The sequence below is a fragment of the Paraburkholderia sp. MM5477-R1 genome (assembly GCF_050436385.1).
Classification (GTDB): Bacteria; Pseudomonadota; Gammaproteobacteria; order Burkholderiales; family Burkholderiaceae; genus Paraburkholderia; species Paraburkholderia tuberum.
This window is the reverse complement of record NZ_JBNDMC010000010.1, coordinates 580,838-593,203: the sequence shown is the minus strand read 5'-3', so window position 1 is coordinate 593,203 and position 12,366 is coordinate 580,838. Positions and strand designations below refer to the sequence as shown.

Sequence of the window (12,366 nt, the reverse complement as noted above, 5' to 3'; positions counted from 1 at the left end):
CATGTCACGTCAATTTCGTCCTGGCGCGGGCGCGCCCGCACTCGACGCCGCGTACGCCCACACGATCACGCAGTGGCTTGCGGCAGCGGTGCTGCTCGCCAGCCCCATGTTGTGTTACGCAGCGAACCTGAACTTTCTGAAAGACACGCCCGTTACTTACATGCGCGAGGCCGACCGTAAAGCGCTCAACGACGCGGCGCAAAAGGCGCTCGATACAAAAAAGGATGGCGAATCGTACGAGTGGAGCAATGCGGGCACCGGCAATTCTGTTTCGATCAAGGGCACGGTGACGCCGCAGGACACGACGAAGGACGGCGATCGAACCTGCCGGACCGCGACGCTGACCGCGGTCGCGAAAGGACAGACCCAAACGTGGACGCCGATCGTCTGCAAAACCGGCAATGGGCCGTGGAAGATTCTGAAGCAATAAACGCATGCGTGTCGCTTCGTACGCCTCACGAGCACATACCATTTGCCCTGTTGATGCATAATTTGTCCAGCGTTTCGCGGCTCATGCACAAGGCAAACACATGGAACACTCTTACGCTAACGACGATACCGGCAATCTGATCCTGCTCGAACACGTCAACCTGAAAATCCCCAACCAGATTCTCGCGACCGCCTTCTACGTCACCGGCCTTGGGCTCACGCGCGATCCGTTCGTGATGACCGGGGTCGAGAATATGTGGATCAACGTCGGCCGGTCGCAGATTCACTTGCCGCACGGGGCGGCGCAACGTCTGCGCGGCAGTGTCGGTCTCGTGGTCGGCGAGCTCGAAGCGCTGGTGAGGCGGCTGCGCTCGGTTGAACCGCTGCTCGCCGGCACCGCGTTCGGCTGGACGGAGCGCGCAGGCAGTGTCGAAGTGACGTGTCCGTGGGGCAACCGCTACGAGTGCCTCGATCCTCTCCATCGATCCGCGTCGGCTCCGTGGTCGGACATCGATCTGGGCATCGCGTTCGTGAAGATGGATGTGCCGGTCGGCAGCGCGTTGCCTATCGCGCGCTTCTACCGCGATATGTTCGATGCGACCGTCGACATCGAAGAGAAGCATGGATTGCACCGCGCGGTGATCGATATCGGCACCCATCAGCAACTGCTGTACGCGGAAACGACCCAGCCCATTCCTGAATACGACGGACACCACATCGCCATTTACACCGCTGCTTTTTCGGGGCCGTTCACGCGGCTCGCCGAAAAAGGTCTGGTATATGGAGAAGAGCCGCATCAATACCGGTTTGCCGACCTGCTCGATCTGTCATCCGGAGAGCGTTACTTCCGGCTCGAACACGAAGTACGGAGCCTGCATCACCCACTTTACGCGCGCCCGCTAGTGAACCGGAATCCAGAACAGACCAACCGGAACTATCAGCAGGGGGCCGATTCGCGCGGCGGCCGGTTCTGATCGGCTCAACGAGCGGCGGCAACGCGAAGCGACCCAGGTGAAAACGCCACGACCAGGGCGGCGGTCAGCGACCACAACGGTGCACGCTGATCGCTCGCCACTCCTTAACGATTTAATCTAGAAAATCCACAACACATCGCCTACCCTTAAACGAGCCGGTTTTCCGCGGACCCGTGCATCACTTCTCCCCTCTCTGCGAAGCCGACCCGTCCTGACAAAGCTAACAACGATTCGAAGTCGTACGCTTTTGTTGTCTGCGAGGGTTGCGCCATCGTGCTCTTTCACGCTGTCGTCCGCGTGGATCCATGTCGCACTCCTGCGCTGCAATTCATAGGAACAATAAAAAGCTAGGAGACGCTCATGCCATTCAACCGTATTCAGGGAATTGTCGGCCTGCCACTGCTCGCCATCGCGTTCGGCTTGCCTGCGGCTCATGCCGCCGACGAAGTACAGAACAGCTCGACCACCACCGCCGCGCCGGTGCCATCGAGGCTTCAGCCCGTGACCCAGGATCAGCTCGATCGCGCCGGCAGCATGACGGCGGTCTGGCTCCATCCGAACGGCTCGTACGCGCAGACGCGCTATTACCCCGGCGCGCAGATCAACCGGACGAACGTCGCGAAGCTCAGGCCGGCGTTCATCTTCCAGACGGCCGTCAACGAGTCGATGGAAACGGCGCCGATCGTGAAGGACGGCGTGATGTTCCTGACCACGTCGTTCAATCACGTATACGCGATCGATGCGACGACGGGCAAAGAGTTCTGGCATTACAAGCACAAGATGGGTCCGGTCACGACGTTCTGTTGCGGGCCGAACAATCGTGGCGTCGCGATTTCGGGTGACCGGCTATATATGGGCACGCTCGACTCCAAGCTCGTCGCGCTCGACGCCAAAACCGGCAACGTGCTGTGGCAAAGCCAGATCGCCAATCCCGACGAGGGCTACTCGGAAACGATGGCGCCGACGGTCGTCGACGGCAAGGTGCTGATCGGCACGAACGGCGGCGAGTACGGCATTCGCGGCTTCGTGAAGGCGTACGACGCGAATTCCGGCCAGTTGCTGTGGACCTTCTACACGATTCCGGAAACCGGCCAGGAAGGCGTGTGGGCCACCAAAGACGCGACCGGCCGCGACGAGAAGCGCGACATCGACGCGGAGAAGAAGCAGTTGGCCGACAAGGGCGGCGACTTCTACAAGACGCTCGGCGGCGGTGTGTGGATGACGCCGGCGGTCGACCGGAAAACGCACACGGTGTACTTCGTGGTCGGCAACCCGTCGCCGGACCTGTATGGCGCGATCCGGCCGGGAGACAACCTCTATACGGATTCGCTCGTCGCGATCGATCTCGACACCGGCAAGTACAAATGGCACTACCAGTACGTGCCGCACGACGTCTGGGACCTCGACGCAGTGAGCCCGCCGGTGCTGATCGACGTGCGCGACAACGACGGCAAGATGATCCCCGGCATCGTGCATGCGGGCAAGACCGGTCACGTGTACGTGCATGATCGTGCGACCGGCCGTCTGATCCGCTTCTCACAGGCGATGATTCCGCAGGAAAACATGTGGACCCTGCCGACTGCGGCCGGCGCGCGCATGCTGCCGGGCGCGAACGGCGGCGTCGAGTGGTCGCCGATCGCGTTCGATCCGCAAACGCGCCTCGTCTACGCGGCCAACCTGAATCAGCCGATGACGTACCAGGTCGAGGACGCCGCCTATCCGGGCGGCAGCAAGCTGTGGCTCGGCGGCGCCTTCAAGCTGATTCCATCCGAGGCGCAATGGGGCAAGCTGTCGGCCGTCAACGTCGACACCGGCAAGATCGCGTGGGACTACAAGACCGACCAGCCGCTGATCGGCGGCGTACTTGCAACGGCGGGCGGTCTCGTGTTCAACGGCGAGGGCAACGGCCTGTTCCGCGCGTTCGATGCCGCCACCGGCAAGAAGCTATGGGAGTTCCAGTGCGGCGCGGGCGTCAACGCGCCGGCCGTGTCGTACACGGTCAACGGCAAGCAGTACATCGCGGTCGCGGCGGGCGGCAATACGCAGATCGACTTCAAGCGCGGCAATAGCGTCGTCGTGTTCGCGGTGCCATGAGGCGGCCGGCGCCGCGGGGAGCGCCGGGTGGGGCGCGCGCTGCATGGGTGGCGCTGCTGTGCGGCGGACTGATCGCCGCATGGCTGCCGTCGGGCGCGCGCGCCGACGCCGAGGCGGGCAAGGCGAAAGCGCAGGTGTGCGTGGCCTGTCATGGGCCGATGGGCAATTCGACCAATCCGGACTATCCGATTCTGGCCGGGCAAACCGCGCGCTACCTGTATCTGGAGCTGAAGGACTTCAAGCAGGGACGGCGCAGCGATCCGCGCATGTCGCCGATGGCGGCGAACCTGTCGAGCGAGGACATGCAGGACCTCGCCGACTACTTCGCCGCGCAGAAGCCCGTATCGGTGCCGTTCAACGCGGATGGCGCGAGCATCGAGGCGGGCAGCAAGAAGGCCGCCGAGCTGTTGTGCACGATGTGCCACCTGGGTGGCTTTTCCGGGCAGAACGAGATTCCGCGCGTCGCGGGCCAGCAGTATCAGTACATCGTCAAGCAATTGCAGGACTTCCGCTCGCACACACGCACCAACGATGCGGGCAACATGACCAGCGTGACGCGTAATCTGTCCGACGACGACATCCATCATCTGGCCGCTTATATCAACAATCTGCATTAGCACGGGGAAGACACCATGACAGACATGTTCACTCGGCAGCTTGCGGTCGCCGTTCTGCTCGCCACCGCATTCGGCGCATGGGTGCCGGCGCTCGCCCAGGACCAGGGGGAAATCAACCGCCAACTGCTCGCGGCCGCGAAGGACGACGATCAGCAGTCGGTCGTCGCGGCGCTGCAGCGCGGCGCGTCGGTCGATGCGATGAACCGGATCGGCGACACCGCGCTCGTCACCGCGTGCAAGAAGGGCGATACGGCGATGGCGCGCACGCTGATCGAGCGCGGCGCGAACGTGCAGCATGCGAACGCGCCGGGCGATACACCGCTGATGGCCGCTGCCTACGGCGGCTTCGACGAGATCGTCGCGCTGCTGCTCGCGCATGGCGCCGAGCCGCTCGCGACCGATCGCGTCGGCAAGACCGCGATGGAATACGCAGCGGGCCAGGGGCAAACGAAGGTCGTCGGTCAGTTGCTCGATGCGGGCGTCGACGTGAACCGGACCTACAAGAACGATCTGACCGCGCTGATGTGGGCGGCGGGATACGATCGCGCGGAGACCGCGCAGTTGTTGCTCGCGCGCGGCGCGAACCGGTCGTTGAAGGACAATCGCGGGATGACGGCGAAAGATATCGCAGTGCAGACGAAGTCGGAGCGCGTCGCGGGGTTGTTGTCGGCGGGTTAGCGGCTCGAATCACGCACGCAATGCCGGCCGCGCTTGCGCCAGAATCGCCGGCAATGCCTCGAACGAATCGATCAGCGCGTCGCAGCGCGGCAGGTCGGCGACGCTCGCGCTGCCATAGCCGTAGCTGACGATGAAGACCGGCAGACCGGCCGCGCGCGCCGCCGCGACATCGACCGATGAATCGCCGACCAGCACGCAACGTTCGGGCTCGACGTCGAGCAGCCGGCACGCGTGCCAAAGCGGCTCGGGCGACGGCTTCATGCTCGCCACGGTGTCGCCCGCGACCAGCCCGTCCAGATAAGCGGCAAGCCCCGTTTTGTCGAGCAGCGCCGCCGCCAGCGCCTGCGGCTTGTTGGTCACGCACGCGCAGCGGTACCCGTGCTGCTGCAACGCGCGCAGCCCGGCCATCACGCCAGGAAAAACCCGACCCAGCGCCGCGTTGGTCACTGCGTAGTGCCGCTCGAATACCGCTTGCGCGTGCTCCAGTTCGACGCGCTCACCGAGGCCCGCCGCATCCAGCGAGCGTTGCACGAGCTTGCGCAGGCCGTTGCCGATGAAGCCGGTCACCCTGTCGTACGGCAGCGGCGTGGCGCCGAAGTCCGTCAGCATCAGGCCGGCAGCCGCGACGATGTCCGGAGCGGTATCGACCATCGTACCGTCGAGATCGATCAGGACAGCGTGGTAGTCGCGGTTCATTGCCATGACGCGCTCGCGTTCGCCTGGTCCGCGTTCAGTGCGGCGTGCGCAGCCGAATCGGGACGACGCGTGGCGTCTTGATGCCAGCGGCGCAGTGTCGCCAGATCCACCCAGCGATGCCATTCGCCGCGCACCATCGGAACGATCGGCGCGTGCGGATCGCCGAGATGAGGCAGCACGGCCAGCGCGCCATCGAAGTCCTCGCGCGCGGTAAAAGCGCTCGGCGTGACGATGACGGGCACGCGCGCGGCGCGCGCCGCCAGCAGGCCGTTGCGCGAGTCCTCGAAGGCGAGACAGGCCGCGGGCTGCAAGCCGAGCTGTTCGAGCACGTGGCGATAGACGTCGGGGGAGGGCTTTTTTGCCGGCGTGGTGCCGGCGTCGCCGATCGCCGCGAAGCGATGGCGCCAACTGGCGCCGAAATGCGCCTGCAGCAGCGCGTCAAGGTTGGTGGGAGTCGTGGTCGTCGCGATCGCCACGCGTAGACCGGCCTCGTTCGCCTCGTCGATCAGACGCGCGATGCCGGGTCGTAGCGGCACGCCGCGCTCGCGCATGCGCTCGGTGTAGTGGCGCGTCTTCAGCGCGTGCAGCGCGTCGACGGCCTCTCGCGCTCGCGGGCCCCCGGCTTCCTCGCACTCGACCGTGCGCCAGTAATGCAGCAGACGCTCCTTGCCGCCCGCCACTTTCAGCAAGCTGGAATAGAGCGCTTCGTCCCAGAACCAGTCGAGGCCCGCTTCGGCGAACGCGGCGTTGAATGCGTGCAGATGAGCAGTCTCGGTGTCGGCGAGCGTGCCGTCGACGTCGAAGATAAGGGCTTGCATCGTGCGGTCCTCGCAAGGGTGGGGTGCGGTTCAGACACGCACCACGATAGCCGAGCCGTCCGCCGATTCAAATTCAGAGATTCTTTCGCCGCCGATAAGCGGGACTTTGTGTGCCGGCACGCACCGAACACGCACGCCGCGCCGCGTCATTTGCCCAACTGCGGATCGGTCACGAAGCCCAGCTTCGTCAGTCCGCCACGCTGCGCCGCCGACATCACGATCGCCACCCGCTCGTACGGCACCTTGCGATCGGCGCGCAAATGCAGCTCCGGCTGCGGCGTCGCGAGGGCGGCTTGCGCGATGCGCGCGCGCAAGGCGTCGTCGGTCACGGGCTGACCGTCCCACAGCACCGTGCCGTCCGCCTGCACCGCGACGTCCACGTGCGCGGGCTTGAGCGCTTCCGGCTGACTGCTTGCGTGCGGCAGATCGATCCTGACCGCGTGTTGCAGCGCCGGAATGGTGACGAGAAAAATGATCAGCAGTACCAGCATCACGTCGACGAGCGGCGTCATGTTGATCTCGTTCATCAAACCTTGATCGTCGTCGTCGGAGAAAGGGCTCATTGCCATTCGAGGTCTCCGTCGCGGTTTGCGTTCGTCGCGTTGGTGCCGCGCGGCACCACGCGCATCTGCGGCCCGGCGCTCGACGGCAACTGCGAGCCGGTGACGAAGTACGCGTGCAAGCCGTGCGCGAAGCGCTTCAGGCGCGCGACGATCGAGCGGTTCGCGCGCGTCAGACCGTTGTAGCCGAGCACGGCGGGAATCGCGACGAAGAGCCCGAACGCCGTCATGATCAGCGACTCGCCGACCGGGCCGGCGACATGATCGATCGAGGTCTGACCGGTCTCGCCGATCACGATCAGCGCATGGTAGATGCCCCACACGGTGCCGAACAGCCCGACGAAAGGCGCGGTGCTGCCGATCGACGCGAGAATCGCGAGGCCGCTTTGCAGGCGCGCGATCGTCTCGTCCATCGTGTCCTGCAGACGCCGGGTGATCCAGTCGGACACGTCGATGCGGTCGTGCAGATGCTGCTGCGTCTGCCGATGGTGCGTCGCGGCTTCATGGCCCGCCAGCGCGAGCGCGAGCAGCGGGTTGTCGTGCGCGCCCGATTCCGAATGACCGAGGCTGCGCAGCCCGTCGTCGAAGCGGTCCGCGCTCCAGAAGCGCGCGTCGCTCTGGGTTGCGCGCCTCAGGCGGATCAGTTGCCACAGCTTCACGATGATCACCGTCCACGACAGCACCGACATGATCACGAGCACGCTCAGAATGCCGCGCGTGACGATATCACCTGAATCCCAGACGTTTGCGAGTCCGTAGTGTTGCATGGCGAGTTCCTTCGTTTGGTGTCCCTGGTCTGTTTGGCGGTGCGCTCACCCTGTCGCGTCACTCGGTCAGTCCGAATACGAACGACTGCGAGTACGCGGCGCGCACCGGCGTGCCGTTTTCGGTGTACGGCTGGCAGGCGCCCGCATGGACGGCGGCGAGCGCCGCGTCGTCGAGCCGCGCGGAGCCGCTGCTGGTTTGCAGCCGCGCCGTTTCGATATGCCCGCTCAGCCCGACGACGAAACGCACGATCGCTGTGCCATGCTCGCCGCGCCGCTTCGCGATGTCGGGATAGTCGGGCTTCGGAATCGAGCAGTCGACGTGCGACACGTTGCGCGGCTCGGTCGACGCGGGCACCGCCGGATGGACGGCGGGAGCCGATGCCGCCGACGGCGCGGCGGCTGTTGGCACGGCGGCTTGCGTGACGGGCTGCGCGGTGCTTTCGCGTGTCGGAGACGGTTTCGGCAGAGGTTTTTCCACACTGCGCGGCACCTGCGCGCGAGGCTGCGGCGCCGGTTTGACGCGCACGGCGGGGTGCGTGACCGGCGGCGTTGGCGCCGTCGGAACGACAGCGGCGGGTGGGGGCGGCGCGGGAGGTGAAACAACCGGAGCGGGAGGCTCGGGGCTCAGCAGCGACGCGGTGATCGTGCGCGGCTCGACCGGACGCTCGACGATCCGGTTACGCGCGCTCAACGCGATGGCGAGCAGCACCAGATGCGCGACGATCACGGCGCCCAGCACGATGGCCGCGCGACGGTAACCGGCCGCGGCATTCGTAGGACTTGCTGGGTTCACCATGGCAACTTGCAGCATCATCGCCACCTCCGCGCTCATTGTCCCCCGCCGACCCCGCTTTTCAAACCCGCGACGGCCGGCGCGAAGCAATTCGGGAAAATCTCCCGCCGATCCGCGTTGTCAAACAATCGCCCGGTGGGCTACCTTGAAATGATGACGCGAACCATCGCGGCGCCATATCAACCCGGAGTACAACGATGCTGGAGACACGGATTTTCCCCCGACCACCACGCCGTTCCCTCGCGCTGGCCTGCGCGCTCGTGCTGGCCGCGAGCGCCGCGCATGCCGCGGCCGCGCCGCTCGCCTACGTGACGAGCGAGAAGGCCGGCGTCGGCGTGATAGATCTCGACCAGATGACGCTCACGCAGACCTTTCCGGTCGGCGCCGGTGGCCCGCGCGGCCTGAGCCTGAACGCAGACGGCACGCGTTTGCTGGTCGCCAACAAGAACACGAACGATCTCGCGGTGATCGACACCGCCACGGGCAAGGTCGTCCAGCGCGTGAAGATCGGCAAAAACCCTGAATATGTGCGGGTGCGCAACGGCTACGCGTACGTGACCTACGAGCCCGGCGAGGACGGCGGGCCGCCGGGAGCCAAACCCGACGCGAAGGGGGACAATAAGCCCGCAGCGAACGCGGGCAACAAGCCCGGCGCGGACGACGACGACGCGAACAAGCCGCCCGCCGAAATCGCGATCATCGATATGAAAAACTGGCACGTGATCCGTTCGGTCACGAGCGGCCACGAAACCGAAGGCATCGAATTCTCGCGCGACGGCCAGATGATGCTGGTCACCAACGAAGGCGACGATACGGTGTCGATCTATCACACACGAACCGGCGCGCCGATCCGAACCGTGAAGCTCGCGGCGGGCGGCCGGCCGCGCGGCATCCGGCTGTCGCCTGACGGCAAGCATTATGTTGTCACGCTGGAGTCGCTCAGCAAGTTCGTCGTGATCGACGCGCACACGTTCGAGATAGTCAAGACCGTTGACACCAAACTCGGGCCCTATGGCGTCGCGTTCGGTCCCAACGGTCAGCGGCTCTTCGTGGCCGCCGCGCGCGACAGGGTGGTGCAGGTGTTCGACGGCCACACGTACGAACATGTCGCCGATGTGCCGGTCGGCCAGCGCTGCTGGCATTTCAGCTTCACGCCGGACGGCTCGAAGCTGATGGTCGCGTGCGGTCGCTCCGACGCGGTCTACGTGCTCGACGCGAAGAGCTATCAGCCGCTCAAGCAGATCGGCGAGCTGCCGCTCGCGTGGGGCATCGTCACGTATCCGCACAGCGACGGCTCGATCGAATCGCATTGAGCGAAGCGGGCGAATGAGCTGTTATCGGGTCCTGCCATACCAGTACGTTCGCGCGCGGCACCGCCGCCGCGAGCTGTTCGCGGGTGAGGATCATTGCGCGTCTCCAAAAACGAAACAGCCCCGTCGAAGCGGGGCTGTGTTGATGAAACAGGCGGGGAAATCAGGAAGTGCGACGCGTCGCGAGTGCCCGGTCGATGAACCAGAAGGTCACCGTCCCGCTAAAAATTTCCATGTCACTTGACGTCCAGATGAGATTCGTCGCATCCGCAAGCGATGCAACGAGCTCGTTCAAGAAGAAGGACTCCCTAAGTCAGCAACCTATATAAGAGAGCAGGCGAGCCGCCGCGCAACCGACTACCTTTTGATGAGCCGCCTGACGGCGAGTCGGACAGACTGCGGGAGCCTGGAAAAAGCCCCGCGGGAGAGGCGATACAAAACATATCTCGTCATCACGCGGATAATCTTCTTGTCGAGGGGCAAGGAGTTCAGCGTGGTTTTTGGAAAGACCTCATAGTCGGACGGTTGCCCAAAGCCCAAAAACATCGAGATCTGGTCATTCAACCGGGTGATGAATTCGGTGTTGACGATAATCGGCTCGGACCTTTGGATTTCGCTGTCTACCTGGAGGAAGACGCTTTTCCTGACGAAATTCTTGTTGTTGACGGGCCTCGCTCTGTGTATGCCGTATGTGTTGTAGATCAGCAAGGAGCCACTGGGCATCTTGAAGCTTCTGATCGCGGACTCGTAGTTCGCTTCGATAAACTCGTCGGTATAGTCGCTATATGCCTTTTCGCCCGACCAAAGGTGAGAGCCTTCGATATATTGAAACTCGCCATCCTCGACATCCGAGACATAAAAAATAAAAATGATTCCCGGAATATGAGCGAATGCTTTGTCAGTCTTGTTGTCGGTGTGCCACTGCATATGGTGTCCACCATATGTTTCATAATAACGCAGCGCTTTCAGCCGGAATTCGTTGCCCAGATATCTCTCGCAGATTTTGAGCACTAACGACGAGGTGGCAAAGTTGTAGAAGGTCTTCGAAACTGCGAGAAGATTGGTCAGGTAGTACTGTTTCTCGGAGTAGACGCCGCTGATGGAGTTTTCATTCAGCCCAAGTCTCGTTTGTGTCGCGTCGCGCTCGATGGTTTTCAGCGTGTATTGCGATATCGCCGAGGGGAAGGCGTAATATCCATTTACATTTAGATCGCTGACGATCTGATCGATGTCGACAGAGAGAAACTCACTGCAAAATAATGCTGCTTCATTTTTCTTGTCACCGGCCCGGACACGACGTGAGCTTGCCGGTGTCTCGTCGACGCTGATTTCAAGGCTGCAGCCCGAATCGTCAATATTGAGGGGCGCGCTTGCCATTGCTTTCTCCCATGGTTTTTTCGACCTCTCACTGCCCGTTTGTCGAATCGAAATGGACAAATGGATGCTAGTTGCAGGGACGTCGTCGAAATCGCGGAGTCGGAAGACGACAAGATTTTGGCCAGCCGAGACCCGAGGCTGCGCCAGTTAGCGAAAAGATCACGAGCCGTGATCTCTGATCGTCTCCCGTTTGTGTGACGAGAACCGCGCCTGGCGCCGCGAAGCCGAAACCGGAGCTGCGGCAACTGAAGAGGCACCGGCGCGCGCAATCGCATCCCCAAGCTTGCCGAATGGCAGTTTGGGGTCGAGTATAAGCATTCAGCGAGGCCACGGTGGCAGCCGTTCGAAGTCGTCGCGCGGTGAATGGGCCGATCTGGAGCGATGGGCGGATGCGTTAGCGTCGATCGACGAACGTCGGCAAAGGCCGAAACGCAGCGTTCGACTCTGCGAAATGAATGGCCGTTTGCTGAGCGGAGCCGACTTTCGAATGTCCCAGCTATGGTGCGGGCGAATGACGCTTCATGGCCGAACGCGGCCGACGGCGAACGCACCAGATCGACCCACTGCCGCCGCTGAACACCGGCGGGACTCGGCGGCAGCTTTCAAGTCCGACAACGGCCACTTGTCCTGCCGCATCGGACGGCAATAAACCGGCCTTCGCGGGCATTGGAGTCCGCTCGCATCCCGGTCAGTCGCGCAGTCGATTTATTTGCCGATTTTGGGAATGGCCTGACGGTATCTTCGACAAGAAGCACTGGTCACCGCGGACAGCTGGGAAATGCGCGCTGGCGACCGCGTCCCCGATGCCCGAAATTGACGTCAATTTTTCCACGCTCGGCTTTCTACGGCGGCTGAAGTCTCAGCCTGCACGGCCGGCGGATTCTGACTTTCGAGAATCGGTTCGTCTGCCAGTCATTTTCAGGTCAATGAAATCCATATAAATCAATAAGATACGCGACCTCCACGTCAGGCGATCGATGGCACGGGCCTTGCGTTGTTTAAGGCATAGAGCATTCAACGCCATTAAAGCAGTCCACATAGGACTCACCTGCGGAGACGACATCCATGATTCGATTTATCCCCCCGCGCTCACGCGCGCGGCGCTACTAAGCCGCAACTCGACTTTTCCCACTCTGCCCTGGTCACCGACTGCCTCCCGCGGACGGCGGGACAGATGCGTCCGTCGATTGTTCGTCACTGTATCCGGCACGCCCGACGATGCCACCCCGCAGTCCATTCAGAAAGCAACCCAC

At 63.2% G+C, this 12,366-nt stretch carries 12 protein-coding genes; 6 read left to right on the top strand and 6 right to left on the bottom strand.

Annotation, left to right across the window (positions count from 1 at the left end; genetic code table 11):
- The first annotated feature begins 1 nt into the window (after position 1).
- From OKW35_RS46560 to OKW35_RS46540, 5 genes are all read left to right on the top strand, one after another.
- On the top strand, positions 2-430 hold the full coding sequence (locus OKW35_RS46560; RefSeq protein WP_429352427.1) for an RT0821/Lpp0805 family surface protein: 429 nt from the start codon (positions 2-4) through the stop codon (positions 428-430).
- A gap of 100 nt (positions 431-530) precedes the next feature.
- A complete protein-coding gene (locus OKW35_RS46555; protein WP_429555596.1) occupies positions 531-1,403 on the top strand; it encodes a VOC family protein in 873 nt (290 codons plus the stop codon).
- Positions 1,404-1,763: 360 nt separating this feature from the next.
- On the top strand, positions 1,764-3,497 hold the full coding sequence (locus tag OKW35_RS46550) for a pyrroloquinoline quinone-dependent dehydrogenase (RefSeq protein ID WP_429555595.1): 1,734 nt from the start codon (positions 1,764-1,766) through the stop codon (positions 3,495-3,497).
- The gene (locus OKW35_RS46545; RefSeq protein WP_184061856.1) at positions 3,494-4,114 is read left to right on the top strand and encodes a c-type cytochrome; all 621 of its coding nucleotides are present in this window, start codon (positions 3,494-3,496) and stop codon (positions 4,112-4,114) included. Before OKW35_RS46550 ends, OKW35_RS46545 begins: the two co-directional genes overlap by 4 nt.
- 15 nt (positions 4,115-4,129) lie before the next feature.
- Positions 4,130-4,792 carry an ankyrin repeat domain-containing protein gene (locus OKW35_RS46540; RefSeq protein ID WP_429555594.1) on the top strand — a complete coding sequence of 221 codons (663 nt, stop codon included), beginning with the start codon at positions 4,130-4,132 and terminating at the stop codon, positions 4,790-4,792.
- 9 nt (positions 4,793-4,801) lie between these two features.
- Here OKW35_RS46540 and gph read toward each other — a convergent pair whose 3' ends face one another.
- The 5 genes from gph to OKW35_RS46515 form a co-directional block, all read right to left on the bottom strand.
- Positions 4,802-5,494 (bottom strand): phosphoglycolate phosphatase, encoded by a 693-nt coding sequence (gene gph / locus OKW35_RS46535; RefSeq protein WP_429555593.1) that lies wholly within the window; start codon positions 5,492-5,494, stop codon positions 4,802-4,804.
- The gene (locus tag OKW35_RS46530; protein WP_429555592.1) at positions 5,485-6,306 is read right to left on the bottom strand and encodes an HAD family hydrolase; all 822 of its coding nucleotides are present in this window, start codon (positions 6,304-6,306) and stop codon (positions 5,485-5,487) included. The genes gph and OKW35_RS46530 overlap by 10 nt, the downstream gene beginning before the upstream one ends.
- Positions 6,307-6,452: 146 nt before the next feature.
- Positions 6,453-6,875 (bottom strand): ExbD/TolR family protein, encoded by a 423-nt coding sequence (locus tag OKW35_RS46525; RefSeq protein ID WP_018424565.1) that lies wholly within the window; start codon positions 6,873-6,875, stop codon positions 6,453-6,455.
- The gene (locus OKW35_RS46520) at positions 6,866-7,633 is read right to left on the bottom strand and encodes a MotA/TolQ/ExbB proton channel family protein (protein WP_429555591.1); all 768 of its coding nucleotides are present in this window, start codon (positions 7,631-7,633) and stop codon (positions 6,866-6,868) included. Before OKW35_RS46520 ends, OKW35_RS46525 begins: the two co-directional genes overlap by 10 nt.
- A gap of 58 nt (positions 7,634-7,691) precedes the next feature.
- Positions 7,692-8,447: a TonB family protein gene (locus OKW35_RS46515; protein WP_429555590.1), complete on the bottom strand. Its 756-nt coding sequence runs from the start codon at positions 8,445-8,447 to the stop codon at positions 7,692-7,694.
- Positions 8,448-8,623: 176 nt separating this feature from the next.
- Between OKW35_RS46515 and OKW35_RS46510 the strand changes: the two genes are divergently transcribed.
- Positions 8,624-9,739: a beta-propeller fold lactonase family protein gene (locus tag OKW35_RS46510; protein WP_429555589.1), complete on the top strand. Its 1,116-nt coding sequence runs from the start codon at positions 8,624-8,626 to the stop codon at positions 9,737-9,739.
- A gap of 354 nt (positions 9,740-10,093) precedes the next feature.
- Here the strand turns inward: OKW35_RS46510 and OKW35_RS46505 are convergent, their stop codons facing one another.
- Positions 10,094-11,113 (bottom strand): phytanoyl-CoA dioxygenase family protein, encoded by a 1,020-nt coding sequence (locus tag OKW35_RS46505; RefSeq protein WP_184061849.1) that lies wholly within the window; start codon positions 11,111-11,113, stop codon positions 10,094-10,096.
- Positions 11,114-12,366: the final 1,253 nt, after the last annotated feature.